General features: G+C 39.3%; 11 protein-coding genes. 5 read left to right on the forward strand and 6 right to left on the reverse strand.

Features of this window, described 5'->3' with window-relative positions:
- Positions 1 to 12: 12 nt before the first annotated feature.
- From BM073_RS01120 to leuS, 6 genes are all read right to left on the reverse strand, one after another.
- The gene (locus BM073_RS01120; protein ID WP_091649102.1) at positions 13 to 732 is read right to left on the reverse strand and encodes a VIT1/CCC1 transporter family protein; all 720 of its coding nucleotides are present in this window, start codon (positions 730 to 732) and stop codon (positions 13 to 15) included.
- A 1-nt stretch (position 733) separates the two neighbouring features.
- Positions 734 to 1894: a dipeptidase gene (locus tag BM073_RS01125; RefSeq protein ID WP_091649105.1), complete on the reverse strand. Its 1161-nt coding sequence runs from the start codon at positions 1892 to 1894 to the stop codon at positions 734 to 736.
- A gap of 628 nt (positions 1895 to 2522) precedes the next feature.
- Complete coding sequence (locus BM073_RS01130; RefSeq protein ID WP_091649107.1) at positions 2523 to 3572, reverse strand: glycosyltransferase family 4 protein; 1050 nt, start codon at positions 3570 to 3572, stop codon at positions 2523 to 2525.
- The gene (locus tag BM073_RS01135) at positions 3569 to 3910 is read right to left on the reverse strand and encodes a HepT-like ribonuclease domain-containing protein (RefSeq protein WP_091649109.1); all 342 of its coding nucleotides are present in this window, start codon (positions 3908 to 3910) and stop codon (positions 3569 to 3571) included. The genes BM073_RS01130 and BM073_RS01135 overlap by 4 nt, the downstream gene beginning before the upstream one ends.
- Positions 3903 to 4202: a nucleotidyltransferase family protein gene (locus BM073_RS01140; RefSeq protein ID WP_091649112.1), complete on the reverse strand. Its 300-nt coding sequence runs from the start codon at positions 4200 to 4202 to the stop codon at positions 3903 to 3905. Before BM073_RS01140 ends, BM073_RS01135 begins: the two co-directional genes overlap by 8 nt.
- Before the next feature lie 84 nt (positions 4203 to 4286).
- Positions 4287 to 7061: a leucine--tRNA ligase gene (gene leuS, locus BM073_RS01145; RefSeq protein ID WP_091649115.1), complete on the reverse strand. Its 2775-nt coding sequence runs from the start codon at positions 7059 to 7061 to the stop codon at positions 4287 to 4289.
- 256 nt (positions 7062 to 7317) lie between these two features.
- On the opposite strand from leuS, the gene BM073_RS01150 reads away from it, so the two are divergent.
- From BM073_RS01150 to BM073_RS01170, 5 genes are all read left to right on the forward strand, one after another.
- Entirely contained in the window at positions 7318 to 8910 is a 1593-nt protein-coding gene (locus tag BM073_RS01150) for an amidohydrolase (protein ID WP_091649117.1), read from the forward strand.
- Between the two features lie 95 nt (positions 8911 to 9005).
- Complete coding sequence (locus BM073_RS01155; RefSeq protein WP_091649120.1) at positions 9006 to 9479, forward strand: GNAT family N-acetyltransferase; 474 nt, start codon at positions 9006 to 9008, stop codon at positions 9477 to 9479.
- Between the two features lie 88 nt (positions 9480 to 9567).
- Complete coding sequence (locus BM073_RS01160; RefSeq protein WP_091649124.1) at positions 9568 to 10194, forward strand: 7-carboxy-7-deazaguanine synthase QueE; 627 nt, start codon at positions 9568 to 9570, stop codon at positions 10192 to 10194.
- A 4-nt stretch (positions 10195 to 10198) separates the two neighbouring features.
- Entirely contained in the window at positions 10199 to 12121 is a 1923-nt protein-coding gene (locus tag BM073_RS01165; protein ID WP_091649127.1) for an OmpA family protein, read from the forward strand.
- Between the two features lie 482 nt (positions 12122 to 12603).
- Positions 12604 to 15585 carry a SusC/RagA family TonB-linked outer membrane protein gene (locus BM073_RS01170; protein WP_091649130.1) on the forward strand — a complete coding sequence of 994 codons (2982 nt, stop codon included), beginning with the start codon at positions 12604 to 12606 and terminating at the stop codon, positions 15583 to 15585.
- Positions 15586 to 15590 lie beyond the last annotated feature (5 nt).

Below are 15590 nucleotides of genomic sequence, written 5' to 3' on the forward strand. Positions count from 1 at the left end.
TAAAAGGCACTTCTACAGGAAAAACTTTTCCAACACATCCCCTACATAAAAAGCAACTACAGCTGCTAAAAGACCCAACGACACGGTTTCGCTAATACTTCGCAAGGCCGATGTTTGATTGACTATGCCTTTTAGCCAACCCACTATGACAAAGGCTAAGCCTGTCAAAATGCTGGTCCAGAGAAAGATGTCTTGATCTATGGGTATGAAAAAATCCCACAGATAAACCATCAAAGGAATAAAACCCACCAGTATAAATGAAAGTAGGGTAGCCAGACCTATTTTGAAAGGGCTTTTACTTTCTTTCATCATGCCCAGCTCATCTTTCATCATCTCTGCCACCCAAAGGTCTTTATCAGAGCAGATATGGTTCACAATTTTGTCCAAAAGCTCTCCTTTGAATCCTTTTTCCCGATAAATCTCTGCAATTTCCTCTCGTTCTAAATCAGGGAGATTTTCAATTTCCCAATATTCGATTTTCTCGTGTTTGGTAAAATTATCTCTCTCACTTTTCGCTGAGAGATAAGCGCCCACAGACATGGAAAAGCCGTCTGCAAACAAATTTGCGAAGCCAAGAATAATCAAGATTCCCGCATCCAAATTCGCTCCGTATCCACCGGCCACGACGGCAAAAGTGGTGACTGCACCATCGATTCCTCCGTAGACAAATTCCCTTAAATACTCCTGTAGTTTGCCGAATTTTCTGTTTTGATGATGGATTACTTTTTCCATATTATCTGAGATTCTTTAAGAAAAACTCTTTGACATTTTCGCCCATAACTGCCCTAATTTCAGTTTTGGTAAATCCTTCTTTCAACAGGCCCTCTACTATCAAGGGCAAGCCTGTAATATCAAAAGGAACCGCAACAGAACCATCATAATCAGAGCCTAAGGCCACGTATTCAATACCCACCAAATCTCTGATATGCTTGATCGAGGCAATAATATTGGGGAGCTCAGGCTCTCCAACTGCCATGTCAAAAAATGCAACGCCTATAATCCCTCCCTTTTCCGCTATTTTTTTGATTTGTTCATCACTGAGATTTCGTTGTGAGTCTAAGACGGCCCGTACACCGGTGTGGGATACAATAACCGGCTGTGTGCTAATAGCCAATACGTCATCAGCGATGGCAGGAGAGGAGTGAGCCAGATCGACAAATATTCCCAAGTCATTCATCCTTCTAACAGCCGCCTTTCCAAACTCGGTTAAACCGTCCCCGCTCTCGCCGTGGGCAGAGCCTCCTAATTCATTGTCAAAGAAATGAGTTGGTCCTATCATGCGAACTCCTGCTTCAAATACCCGATCGATATTTAAAAGATCGCCCTCCAAAGCATGAGCCCCTTCTATCCCTAGCATGGCTCCAATGGTGTTTTTATCCTCAGCTCTTAGGGTTATGAGTTTTTGTAAATCAGCTTTTGATTGGATGAAAATTGTCCTTCCATCTTTACTGATAAAATCATTTAAATCACTGCTTTGAGATAAAGTCCTATTGATTAAGCTAAACCAATTGAAGGGGCTTTCACCTTTGACAATGGTTAATGGAGTAATATTATCAAAAGTCTCAGCACTGTTTTGCTGCATATTTTGACCTGATGGGGACTTGGAGACTATGGTAAACATTTCAAAGGCCACATTAGCCTCTCGCATTCTTGGGAAATCCACGTGCCCCCTGTCGCCTCTTTCGGTAAGATCCCTTCCCCAAAGCAAAGCATCACAATGGAGGTCTGCGATAAAATCCAAGCTATCATAGAATGCCTGAGCTTCATCTGAAACTCGATAAGGCCCACTGGATTTTACCGGGTTTCTTTCATTTTCTATGTAGGATGGGATAGTGGAGATTGCGATTACATAAAGTAAAAAGAGAGCAAGTAGGGCGATCAGTATTTTTTTCATAGTTGTTGGGGAATCCTTTATTAAGATACTAAAAATTAATCCTTTGAAAGAAGCGAATGAAATCCGTTAATTCTACTTCTCTTATTTCAATTCTAATTCATTTCAATTTTTATTCACATGGGACCAGAAATATAATTTGTAGACGGGCAACCAAGTATATTCAAAAAAAAATGAAAAATTTTTTACTGATTTTGTGCCAGATATTTAAATTTTATTAAGTTTAAGAAATTTTGGTATTCATAAAAGTTACTCAACCCAGCTGTTTACCAAAGTTTATTTGGTTTTACTTAATCAACAATAGACCCTGATTGAGAGCTTGTTTTCGAACAAGCTCTCTTTTTTTTAACTAGTTCTAAACCACATTTTGTTGAGATTTAAAAAACAGGTTTAAAAATTAAGCTTTGCCTCTTGTTTTTTTGTAAAAGTTGAAAAAATCGGTTTCTCACTCTAAGATTTCGTCAAGAAATATATTCTTTTGTTTTTGATCGGTTAAAAAGAAAAACCTTCTCAAATATTTCGAGAAGGTCTTTACATAGATAACCCTTTAATCCAATGAATTTTGAAAAACTCTCCTGAAGAGATAATCATCTCCATTCATTCTTAAATTTGCATAATCTCCAATTCACTATCAGTGATTCAAGTCACCAGGCTTTATGACAATTAAGGCCTTGGTAAGTTTTTCTTGCCGTAGTTGATAGCTGAAAAAATCTAGAATTCTCTTACGCGCAAGAATAGATTTTTCTTTTGGGTCTTCCTGTAAAAATTGAGAAAGTAGGTCTTCCAGCAAGGTCAAGTCTTTTTTTGGCAAAACCAAGCCGGTAAAATCAATAATTTCTGGAATTGCACCTACTGCGCTGCCTATGGGTACGCAGCCACATGCCATGGCTTCTCCCAGCGAGTTGGGAAATCCTTCAGAAGTGGATAATTGAAGGTAATATCGATGGGTGTTGAAGGCTTCTAGCAGGTCTTGTGCTTTCATTTTGCCAAAGACCTTGATATTGGGCAATGAACTATTGTATTTTGAGTCTCCAATTAAAGTGAAGCTCCATTCTGGATGATTTTTGGCTAGTTCTTCTATCAAATCATAGCCTTTGACAATTGCTCGAGAAGGATTGGAAGTGCCTGTAGCTACTGAAATAAAGCTGAAAGGTTCTCTTGTTTTCCCAAAGTCCCTCCAACATTCGGTGTTGAAACCATTCGGGATCACTTGAATGGGGGTCTGAAGATCTGGAATCAGGTTCAATAGGCCTTGTTTGGGGCCTATTTTAGAATCGTAGCTATAGTCTTGCCTAACCAATGCTTCAGCTACTGGCAAAATCAGCGAGCAGTTTTTAAAGGAATAAGTTGTAGCCTTTCTTAACCACTTTTTTCTAAAATTACCATAACCTATTTCAGGCATGTTAATACAATCCATTCCTCCTGCCTGAATGATGCATCTTTTCCCAAATATTTTCCCAAACCATACGGGTAGTACAGAATGATATCCACCGAAAAAGCATAAATACTTACTGGTTTTTGGTAAAAACCATAACAATTGAAAAAACTGAATGATGAAGTAGAAGGGGAGTTTAATTGGGCTTTGAGTAAATTCCAAGGCTTTGATTCGGGAATTTGGACTGATCATCTCCAAGTCACGGTCTATAAAAGCTGTGTGGACAGGAAAAGTGTAAATGATCATTTTTCCTCCAAAAGTTTTTTGACTTCTTTCTTTAAGACTGGAAAGTTCTCATTGATGACCTTTACTATAGTCTCATAAGTTATTGCTCCATATTCATGGGCAATATAATTTCTAGCACTGATTATTTTCCTTGTATCCGAAATGGCAATTGAAGGCGATATTTTAATAAGTTTTTTCGTCGCTTCACCGATGATTTCTAACTCTCGCTCTACTGCTCGAATAGTTTTTGTATCTTCTAACAAGGATTCTAAAGTCACTACTTTTCCTTCAAAAAATTGTTCTACCTCCTCAATACAAGTAAGAATGTCAAAAAGGTAGGTTTTTATTTTTCTATCCATAGATCAATTCTTTGGTTTCATCCACCTCATCTCTAAAATATGGATTTCGGATAGCGTCATATTCAATTAAATCAACTTCTCTCTCAAGAAGGTCTTCTAATGCGAATTGCAATTCGAAATAGTTGCTAGCAAAATCCGAAATATCATGTCTCTCAAACTCTACCAAAAAATCCACATCACTTTCTTCATTGAAACCTGAATTAAGAGCCGAGCCAAAAGCATAAAGCTTTGCTACTTTGTGTTTTTGACAAAGGTTTATAATGGCTTCGATATTTGCTTCTAAAAGCTCCATTAATCAAATATAGTCTTATTACGTTTAAACAAAAAAAGACTCAAATTTAGATTTTGAGTCCTTTTATTTAGTGTTTATGGCGACTTAGATCACCAAATTCACAATCTTACCAGGAACAACGATGATCTTTTTCGGGGTTTTACCATCCAGCCATTTTTGAATTGTCTCATCCGCCAAAGCCTCTTTTTCAATAGCTTCTTTGCTGAGGTCTAAAGATAGGTTGATCTTGGCACGCATCTTTCCATTGATCATTACAGGATATTCAAAGCTGCTTTCAACCAAAAACTCCTCTTTAAACTCAGGGAAATTGGCTTCGGTAATCGATCCAGCATGACCTAGTAATGACCAGAGTTCCTCGGCAATGTGAGGAGCGTACGGCGAAACCAAAATATCCAAAGGTTCTAATATTTCACGCTTATTGCATTTCAGTGATGTCAATTCATTGACACAGATCATGAAGCTGGATACGGAAGTGTTAAAGGAGAAATTAGCCATATCCTCTTCCATCTTCTTGATGGTTTTGTGCAAGGTTTTCAGCTCTTCCTTACTGGCTTTTGCATCAGACACTTCAAATTCGCCTTTTCCATTGTGGTAAAGGTTCCAGAGTTTTCTCAAGAACTTAAATACCCCGTCAATACCGTTGGTATTCCAAGGCTTGAACTGCTCTAAAGGCCCCAAGAACATCTCATACAGCCTTAAGGTATCGGCTCCATAACGCTCAATGATATCATCCGGGTTGACCACATTGTACTTGGATTTGGACATTTTCTCCACTTCAGCTCCGCAGAGGTATTTGCCGTCTTCCAAGATAAACTCAGCATCTGCCAAATCTGGCCTCCAGGCCTTGAATTTATCCAAGTTTAATTGGTCATTATGTACAATATTGACATCCACATGCATGGCTGATGTGTCATATTGATCCTTCAATCCATGGGAAACAAAAGTATTGCTTCCTTTCAACCTGTAAACAAAATTGGATCTACCTTGAATCATCCCTTGGTTAATCATTTTCTGGAAGGGTTCGTCTATGCTTACTACCCCTAAATCAAACAAGAACTTGGTCCAGAATCTTGAATACAAAAGGTGTCCTGTGGCATGCTCTGATCCTCCTATATACAGGTCTACTGATCCCCAATAGTCAGTCTTGCTTTTATCAGCAAAAACCGCATCATTTTTTGGGTCCATGTATCGGAAAAAATACCAGCTTGAGCCAGCCCAACCAGGCATGGTCGAAAGCTCTAGCGGATATTCTCCATCTGCGGTTTTATAAGTCCAATCTTTGGCTCTACCCAAAGGCGGCTCTCCATCTTCTGTTGGTAAATACTTATCTACTTCAGGCAGAACTAAAGGAAGGTCCTTTTCATCAATTAAGTAGGGAAGTCCGTCTTTGAAATAAACAGGAAGTGGCTCTCCCCAATAGCGTTGACGGGTAAAAATTGCATCCCGCATTCTGTATTGGATTTTTCCTTTTCCGATTCCTTTTTCTTCCAAAAAGGCGATGGCTTTTTCCATAGCATCTTTCATATACAATCCAGAAATGAATCCAGAATTGATAATCAAGCCTCCTTTTCCGGGGAAAGATCCGTTTTCCATGGAACCCTCAATTACTTGACGGATTTCCAAGCCAAAATGCTTAGCGAAGTTGTAATCTCGCTCATCATGAGCAGGTACTGCCATGACAGCGCCCGTTCCATAACCTGCCAAAACATAGTCTGCCACCCAAATTTGGATTTCTTCTCCATTGAAAGGGTTGATAGCATAGGAACCCGTAAAGGCACCTGATATAGTTTTGACATCACTCATTCGCTCTCGCTCAGAGCGATTTTTTGCTACTTGAATATAGGCTTCAGCAGTTTCGCGCTGATCTTCAGTAATCAGCTCAGCTGCCAAATCAGATTCAGGTGCCAAAGCCAAATAAGTTACCCCATAAATGGTATCTACGCGGGTTGTAAAAACCTTGATTTGATGATCAGATCCTTTGACTTGAAAAAGCACTTCCGCACCGATGGATTTTCCAATCCAATTTCTTTGCATTTCTTTGATGGGTTCTGCCCAGTCTACTTTCTCCAATCCCTGCAATAATCTATCTGCATAAGCAGTGATTCGCATGGACCACTGCATCATCTTTTTTCGCTCTACGGGGTGACCGCCCCTTTCAGAAAAACCATCCTTTACTTCATCATTTGAAAGTACGGTTCCTAAAGCAGGACACCAGTTGACGGTAGTCTCTGCCAAGAATGTTAGTCTGTATTTAAGCAGAACTTCTTGTTTCTCTTTTTCTGAAAAAGCAGCCCAATCAGAAGCTGAAAAAGTAGGAGTATCCTCATCGCATACAGCAGATACCTGGGTGTTTCCTTCTTTTTCAAATTGGGATATCAAAGAATCAATAGAAAGTGCTTTATCAGCTTTCAGATCATAATAGCTATTGAAAAGCTGCATAAAAATCCACTGAGTCCATTTGTAATAGGATGGATCAGAAGTACGAAATTCTCTTTCCCAGTCAAAAGCGAAGCCAATATTTTTTAGCTGTTCGGTATATCGGGCGATGTTCTGCTCGGTTGTGATAGCCGGATGTTGACCTGTTTGGATTGCATATTGTTCGGCTGGTAATCCGAAAGAATCATAGCCCATAGGATGCAGGACATTGAATCCTTTCAGCATCTTAAATCTGCTGACAATGTCTGAAGCGATGTAACCCAATGGATGGCCTACATGCAAGCCTGCACCTGAAGGATAAGGAAACATATCCAGAGAATAGAATTTGGGACGATTGGGATCGACTTCTGCATGAAAGGTTCCTTTTTCTTTCCAGAAGCCTTGCCACTTCTGCTCTATTTCCCTGAAATTATACTCCGCCATGATTAATTATTTCTTGATTTTTTAGCTAAACGCCTGCAAAAATAGAAAATTCAGGCGGGTTTGGTAATCAATTTTCTAATTCCTCTTGCACTTATCATTTTCCATCCGTCAATTTTTTGATAGAGAGTTTCCTGTTTTTATTAATTTCAGCAAGCTAACCATCAACCTTATGAAATGCCCATGAGGAAAAATCTCACACAGGGAGATGATTATCCTGGGCATTCCATCTGACCTCTAAAAAACAAATTAAAAACAGATGAAAAGTAAATTATTGATAATGTCCGCTGCATTGATCTTTTGCAGCCAGATAACTTTTGCACAAAAGAAATATTCTCAAAAACAAATCGATGCCCTTAAAGCTGAAGTAAGCCAATTGGTACAGGAAAATCATAAAATGAGCCAAGTAATGGTGGATAAGATTTTCAGTTTTGCCGAATTAGGCTTTCATGAAGTGGAATCGTCCAAATACTTAACCAGTATTTTGGAAGAAAATGGATTTACCATAGAAAAAGGAGTGAGTGGGATACCTACTGCTTGGTTTGCAACATGGAAAAATGGGGAAGGCCCGGTTATCGCCTTGGGTTCAGACGTAGACTGTATTCCAAAAGCCTCTCAATTCCCCGGAGTAGCTTATCATAAGCCCATGGTGGAGGGGGCTCCAGGCCATGGAGAGGGACACAATGCAGGAATTCCTTTAAATATTACTGCTGCTCTGGCGGTGAAGAAAATCATGGAGCGTGAAAAAATTGGAGGAACTTTAATCTTATGGCCCGGAATTGCTGAAGAGCTGGTTGCAGCCAAAGCTTGGTATACCAGAGATGGCTTATTTGATAATGTAGACCTATGTATTTTCACACACGTTGGCAATAATTTGGGAGTAAGTTGGGGACAATCCTCAGGTACTGGATTAATCTCTGTGGAATATACTTTTTCAGGTGAAGCAGCTCATTCTGCCGGCTCTCCTTGGAGAGGCAGAAGTGCCTTGGATGCAGCCGAATTGATGAATATTGGTTGGAATTACAAAAGAGAGCATTTACATCCTTTAAAAAGATCTCATTCCATTTTTACGGATGGAGGAGATCAACCTAATGTAGTGCCTTCCAAGGCTTCTATTTGGTACTATTTCCGCGATGTGACTTATGAAGGAATTATGGAAATGTATGAAACGGCTAATAAAATGGCTGAGGGTGCCGCATTGATGACTGAAACGGAAGTTAGCAGTAAGATTTTGGGTACTGCTTGGCCGAGGCATTTCAATAAGGTGATTGCAGAACAGATGTACCAAAATATTTTGAAAGTAGGATTGCCTCAATGGTCAGAGGAGGATCAAATGCTGGCTAAGGCTGTTCAGGAAGAAGTTGGATCCTCCAGAGAAAATGGATTGCCTACAAAGCTGGATACTTTGGGTTTACCTGTGACCCAACCTGTTTCTGGTGGTTCAGATGATATTGGGGATGTGTCATGGGTGGTGCCTACTGTTACATTGAGATTTCCATCCAATATTCCGGGACTTCAAGGACATCATTGGAGTAATGCCATAGCTATGGCTACGCCGATTGCTCACAAAGGGGTGACTCAAGGGGCAAAAGCTGAGGCAATGACTATTTTGGATTTCCTTCTTAAGCCAGAATTGGTGGATCAAGCTTGGGATTATTTTAAAAATGTCCAGACAAAGGAGACTCAATACAAGCCGATGATTACTGCTGATGATGCTCCTCCAATTTATCTGAATACAGAAATCATGAATCGTTTCAAGCCTGAGTTGCAAAAGTTTTATTACGACGAGACCAAATTTGATACTTATCTGGAGCAATTAGGTGTTAAGTACCCTACAGTGAAGAGAGACTGAGAAATTTCTTATCTGAGAAATAACAAATCCCAGCTATTGATTGAAAATATGTTTTGAAAAAATGCTAATTTAATAGTGTAATTAGCTGATAATCCATGGATTCAGAACATCATTCGATAGTAATTCGTGAGGCCTCATTGGAAGAAATTCTTTCGGTTCATCGTGAGATACCAGAATTTCAGGGTGAGGTCTCATTGGATTTTTATAAAAATAGATTGGCTAATAAGTCTTATTTAGCCTTGGTAGCAGAATTGGAAGGGGAACTATTAGGATTCAAAATTGGCTACGAGGGAGAGACTCCAAAAATATTTTATTCCTGGATGGGAGGAGTGAAGCCAGAGTTTAGAAAAATGAGAATCGCTGAATCTTTGGCAGATTATCAGGAAAAATGGGCTCTTGAAAAAGGGTTTGATACCGTGTATTTCAAAACAAGAAACCGCTTTTCAGACATGATCAATTTCGCTTTTAAAAGAGGTTTTCAGATAGTAGATTTTTTTAGAAAAGGGGACGTGGAAGATTTCAGGATTGTGATGATGAAAAAACTGGATGGTTCAAAGATTGAATTTTAGTAGTCTTCTCCATCATATTCAAAACTTAGCTATACCTTTGTGAGATAATTCACCAGCGGTCGAATCACCCGCTTTACCAAAAATTCAAATGACTACTCAAGAATTAGTGGCCTCAGGCCTACAGCTTCCAGTCATGGAAGCTTTTTACACTATCCAAGGAGAAGGACGATTTACCGGAACACCCGCATATTTTATCAGACTGGGAGGTTGTGATGTGGGCTGCGTTTGGTGCGATGTTAAGGAATCATGGGAAGCAGGGAAATGGCCGATATTAGCTATTGAAGAAATAGTAGAAGAGGCTGTAAAATATCCCGGAAGATTAGTGGTGATTACCGGAGGAGAGCCATTGATGTATGATTTAGATCCTTTGACCCGTCTTTTGAAAGAAAATGGCTTTACTACCAATATTGAGACATCAGGGGCGCATCCTTTTTCAGGAGATTTTGACTGGGTATGTTTTTCTCCTAAGAAATTTAAGAAGCCTCACCCATCCATTTATTCAGAGGCCGATGAACTGAAAGTGGTAATTTTTCATCAAAGTGATTTCAAATTTGCAGAAGAACATGCTGCATTGGTGAATAAAAGTTGCGAGTTAAGGCTACAACCAGAGTGGAGTAAGGCCGAAAAATTCACTTCTGAGATCATAAACTATGTGAAAAATCATCCAACTTGGAATATTTCCCTACAAACTCATAAATTTATGGATATTCCATAAGTTCATGCGCCCTGTTTTAGTAGGAATTCTTCTTTTGTTATTGACTTCCCATGCATTTGCACAGGATTTTTCCATTATTGATGGGCGGGCAATTCGTTTTTACAAGGAAGGAGAGCAGCTAATTTTGGAAAGGAGATATGATGCTGCCTTAGAAAAATTCAAGGATGCGATCAATCGAGAGGCATCTTTTTTGGAAGCCTACGTCAAAATGTCCCAGCTCTTGATTACCATGGGGAATTTGGAAGAGGCTGAAAGAGTAGCTGAGTCGGGAAGATCTAGGTTAAGTGGGAAAAATGCAACGCCTAAGCACAGTGCTGACATTGGCTGGGTTTTCTCCAACATTTATTTACAAAAAGGAGAATTCGAAAAAGCCTACAAGCAGTTTGAAGCCATAGATCCTTTATTGGATGATTCCTTTCGCTCTCATGTCTACTATAAGGATATGAAAACCCAGATGGAATTTCTCAAAACTCAATTGGGAAAATCAATGTCCATAGAAAAGGAAAAACTCGAGGCTCCTCTAAACCAATTTCAATTGCAATACTTTCCTGTCTTAACTGCGGATGGGAAGCAGATTCTTTTTACCAAAAGAGATGGTACGGGCAATTATGATAAAGAAGATATTTTTACCTCCTTTTTAAGCGAGTCAGATGAATGGTCTGTTCCGAGGAGTATTGCTTCTACGATCAACTCACAATACAATGAGGGAACTTGTTCGGTAACCGCAGACGGAAATATTCTAATTTACACTTCATGTGATGCGCCTGATTCTGAAGGCAGCTGTGATTTATATGTAGCCTATAAGGTCAATGGAACTTGGCAGAGGCCCAGAAATATGGGTAAAAAGGTGAATTCAAGGTCCTGGGATTCCCAGCCATCCCTGTCGGCCGATGGTCGAATCCTGTTTTTCTCTTCCAATAGAAAAGGTGGCTATGGAGGAAACGATATATGGTATTCAGTCAGATTAGCTGATGGGAGTTGGGCAGAAGCCAAAAATCTTGGGGAAATTGTCAACACAGCAAAGGATGAGATTTCACCTTTTATGTTTTTCAATAATGAAATCTTGTTTTTTGCTTCCGACGGTCATCAGGGTTTTGGAGGGATGGACATATTCTTATCCAGAGTAAAGGATGGGAAGTTTACCAAACCGGAAAATCTAGGTCTTCCTATCAATGATCAACTAGATCAAGTTGCCTTGTTTATTACTGCTCAAAAAGACTATGCCTACTTTACGGAGCTAGCGAGTTCAGAAAATGGGAGAGATCGGTCCTTATTGTATAGATTCAAATTCCCGAAGGATATATATTTAGGAGAAAATCTGACTGTCACAGGCGGGAGAGTATTTAACTCTAAAACAGGGGATCCAATAGATGCGACCCTCTCTTTGGTTTCTCTTACGAATGACAGCACCCTTTATCAATTTAAAGCTGATGGTAAAACGGGTGAGTTTATGATGCTTTACCCGGAAAAGTCAATTTCTGGTCTTTATGTGGAGAAGAAAGGGTACCTGCCGAAGATTTATAATGTAGAAAGAGACAAACTTCAGAATGTAAAGGATTTGGAGGTACAATTGACTCCGGTAGCTTCAGGTGAGGAGTTTGTATTTGAAAATGTATTTTTTGATTTCGATAAATATAATCTGAAGCAAGAGTCCATGTCTTCCCTGAAGCGATTGGTGAAGTTTCTCAATGAAAACCCCAATGTAAACATCATGGTTACAGGTCATACAGACAACGTGGGTTCTTCAGCATACAATCAAACACTCAGCTTGCAAAGGGCTAAGAGTGTACAAGATTATTTGATCCAAAATGGTATGCATCCGGGTAGGGTTTTAGTGGAAGGAAAAGGAGATAAAGAACCGATGGTTCCAAATACAAACTCTCAAAATCAAGCCTTAAACAGGAGGATTACTATACGCGTTTTGTGATTTTTTGAATCGTATAGGCCTAAGTTGATTTGCTCGTAATTGCAGAATAAAATTCTGTATTAGCGAGAAAAAACAAATACTATTTATCAGCTTAAAAATACTGTATTAGCTATATTTTTCATTTATTATAATATGCAATTTTTAATATTTAATAAACCTTATTTCATATCTAAATAATTTTGCAAAAAATTAAAAAAGGGCAATAAAAATTGGAATTGTATTTTTTTTCTTAAATTTTTTAGACAAATTTAAGATTTAGTATTAAAAATTAACTTTTGTTAACATTGAGATAATGTGTCTAATTCAGAATTAAATATCACATACAGTATTTATTCCAAAATTAATTCTGAAAATGTCTTTTTTATCAAATTTTGAACGTAGTTTTTCTTATAAACAATTCGAATTTTTATGGGTAGTGCTCTTGGGATATTCAAAGATATCGGATATCATTGAACTTATTTTAAACCATAATCAAACCAAATATGAGGAAAGTTTTACTTCTAGGACTCATGCTGTTTTTGGGAAGTGCAGTAGCATTTGCCCAAAATCGTGTGATTACTGGTACTGTTACCTCAACCGAGGATAACTTGGGAGTACCAGGAGCGACTGTTCTGGTAAAGGGAACTACGATTGGTACTGCCACCGACTTGGATGGTAATTATTCAATCAGCGTTCCAGCCGGAAGCAATGTTTTGGTCTTTAGCTTTGTAGGCTTAAGACAGCAGGAAGTGAGCATCGGAAACAGAACTACTATCAATGTAGCTTTGGAGCCAGATGTTCAAGCTCTTTCTGAATTCGTGATCACATCATACGGTGATCAGTCAAAAAGAGAAATTACAGGTGCAATTGCGTCTGTAAAAGGTGAGGTTTTCGAAAACCTGCCTGTTCAATCATTTGACCGTGCTATGCAGGGTCGTATTGCGGGTGTTCAGGTAACTTCAACTTCTGGTGCTCCAGGAGGTACTTTGAACGTTCGAATTCGAGGTGTAGGTTCGATCAACGCAGGAAATGATCCACTTTATATCGTTGACGGTGTGCAGGTGGCTTCAGGATCCTTGTCTGGTCAGGGACCTCAAAACGCATTAGCATCTATTAACCCAAATGACATCGAGTCAATTGAGGTATTGAAAGATGCGGCTGCTGCTTCTATCTATGGAGCTCAGGCAGCAAACGGTGTAGTTTTGATTACCACTAAAAAAGGTAAAAAAGGTACTACCAAAACAAAAATCACTGCTCAGGAAGGTATTGTTCAGCCTTTGAACTTGTACGAAGTGATGAATGCTACTCAGTTGGCAACCATCAAGCGTGACGCTTTTCTAAATGCGGGATTGAATCCAGCAAATGCAGCTGCTACTTATGGAAACCCTGAAGATCCAAACTTACAGTCTTATGACTGGGTAGACGAGTTGTACAGACAAGGAAGACTTTCTGTATATGACGTTTCAGTATCAGGAGGTGATGAAAAGACTAACTTCTATCTTTCTGGATCTTACACTAACCAAGAAGGTCAAATTATAGAATCTAGCTATGAGAGAGCAACTGGTCGTTTGAATGTGACTCACAGACCAAACAAAAAGTTGACTGTTGCGGCTAACCTTTCTTTGGCATACCAAAGAACTTTGGGAACTATTGCAAACGGTAACTTCGTAAACGGTCCGTTCTCTGCTGGTTTCACTATGAGACCAAATGTGCCTATTTACAATGAAGATGGTTCATTCAAAGCTGATTATCCATCTAACCATAACTTCGGTTACAACATCGTACAAGGTGTTTATGAAGAATTGAGAAGAGGTACTTCAGTTCAGACTGTTTCTAACTTACAAGCGAATTACCAGATCACTCCTTGGTTGAGCTGGACATCATATTTTGGTTTGGACTTCTCTGACAACAGAGACGAAAACAACAGACCATCTACTATTCCAGTATTCTCCTCTTTTGGTGGTCAGTCTTTCTATGCTGATAGAAGAAACAATAACTTCAACACTAACCACAACTTGAATTTCAACAAGAAATTCGGTGATGTACATACCATTACTGGTTTGGCTGGTTATGAATACAAAGGATTCCAGTCTGAAGAAACTACAGCGACTGGTCGTGGATTTGCTAACCCAACTTTAAGATACCTTCAAAATGCAGCGACTCCTTTCGCAGTAGGAGGTTTCTTTACTGAATTCAAAAGAATCGGTGTATTTGGAAACGTGAAGTATAACTACGATGACAGATACGATGCTGAATTCACAATCAGAAGAGACGGTCACTCTAGATTTGGTGCTCAAAACCAGTGGGGTACATTTGGTGCTGCTTCAGTAGGATGGAGAGTTTCTTCTGAGTCTTTCATGCAAGATTTGACTTGGTTGGACAACTTAAGAGTTAGAGCATCTTTCGGTATCACAGGTAACTCTGACATCGCAAACTTCGCTTCAAGAACTCTAGTTGGAAACACCGGACAGTATTTAGGTTCAGGTTCCTTAGGTCTTTCTCAGTTGGGTAACGATCTATTGACTTGGGAAGAGTCCAAGACTATCAACTTGGGTGTTGACTGGACTATTTTCAATGGTAGATTGATCGGTACAGTTGACTTCTGGAGAAAAGACTCTGAATCATTGTTGTTCAACACTCCTCTTCCAATTGACTCAGGTTTCGGTGGTATCACTAGAAATACTGGTTCTGTAAGAAACCAAGGTATCGACATTGATTTGCAGACTGTGAACGTAGTATCTGGTAAATTCCAGTGGAATACGGGATTCAACATCACTTTCTTGGAGAACGAATTAACTGAATTATATGACGGACTGGATAGAATTGGAAACAGCCTAATCGTTGGAAGACCAATTTCATTCTGGTATACTCATAGATTCTTGGGTGTTAATCCATCAAATGGTAGAGCAATGTACGATGATGCGAATGGTGGATATACTTACATTGTAGGTGAATCAACTCTTCAATACATCGGAAGTGGATTGCCAACTAGCTATGGTGGTTTATCAAATACCTTCTCTTATGGTCCGGTTTCTTTGGAAGTATTCTTCCAAGGTCAATTTGGAAACTTAGCTGGAAACCAGGATATGTTTAACCTTGAAGATTGGGGAGCATCTACTGGTAACTTAAGAACTAACCAGTTGAGCTATTGGAAGCAGCCAGGTGATATCACTACTGTAGGTCGTCCTTACGAGGGTGGTCAGGCTCCAGGAACATCAAACATTGATACTTTCTCAACTCGTTTCTTGAGTGATGGTGGATATGTAAGATTGAAGCAAGTGACATTGAACTATGTACTTCCAAGTGCTACTGCACAGAAAATCGGTATGCAAGGTTTAAGTGCCTTCGTTCAAGGTTTGAACTTGGCCACATTTACTAAGTACACTGGTCAAGATCCAGAAGTTGTGGGTATTGCTGAATTTGTATCAATTGGACGTTTCCCGAATGCAAGACAGTTCTCAGCAGGTTTAACCTTAACCTTCTAATTTGA

Origin of the sequence: Algoriphagus ornithinivorans (assembly GCF_900115305.1) — a bacterium.
Lineage (GTDB): Bacteria > Bacteroidota > Bacteroidia > Cytophagales > Cyclobacteriaceae > Algoriphagus > Algoriphagus ornithinivorans.

What these genes read in the sequence shown, in the direction of transcription:
- BM073_RS01120 (WP_091649102.1), bottom strand. Translation starts at nt 732, where the DNA reads ATGGAAAAAGTAATCCATCATCAAAACAGAAAATTCGGCAAACTACAG.
- BM073_RS01125 (WP_091649105.1), bottom strand. Translation starts at nt 1,894, where the DNA reads ATGAAAAAAATACTGATCGCCCTACTTGCTCTCTTTTTACTTTATGTA.
- BM073_RS01130 (WP_091649107.1), bottom strand. Translation starts at nt 3,572, where the DNA reads ATGATCATTTACACTTTTCCTGTCCACACAGCTTTTATAGACCGTGAC.
- BM073_RS01135 (WP_091649109.1), bottom strand. Translation starts at nt 3,910, where the DNA reads ATGGATAGAAAAATAAAAACCTACCTTTTTGACATTCTTACTTGTATT.
- BM073_RS01140 (WP_091649112.1), bottom strand. Translation starts at nt 4,202, where the DNA reads ATGGAGCTTTTAGAAGCAAATATCGAAGCCATTATAAACCTTTGTCAA.
- leuS (WP_091649115.1), bottom strand. Translation starts at nt 7,061, where the DNA reads ATGGCGGAGTATAATTTCAGGGAAATAGAGCAGAAGTGGCAAGGCTTC.
- BM073_RS01150 (WP_091649117.1), top strand. Translation starts at nt 7,318, where the DNA reads ATGAAAAGTAAATTATTGATAATGTCCGCTGCATTGATCTTTTGCAGC.
- BM073_RS01155 (WP_091649120.1), top strand. Translation starts at nt 9,006, where the DNA reads ATGGATTCAGAACATCATTCGATAGTAATTCGTGAGGCCTCATTGGAA.
- BM073_RS01160 (WP_091649124.1), top strand. Translation starts at nt 9,568, where the DNA reads ATGACTACTCAAGAATTAGTGGCCTCAGGCCTACAGCTTCCAGTCATG.
- BM073_RS01165 (WP_091649127.1), top strand. Translation starts at nt 10,199, where the DNA reads ATGCGCCCTGTTTTAGTAGGAATTCTTCTTTTGTTATTGACTTCCCAT.
- BM073_RS01170 (WP_091649130.1), top strand. Translation starts at nt 12,604, where the DNA reads ATGAGGAAAGTTTTACTTCTAGGACTCATGCTGTTTTTGGGAAGTGCA.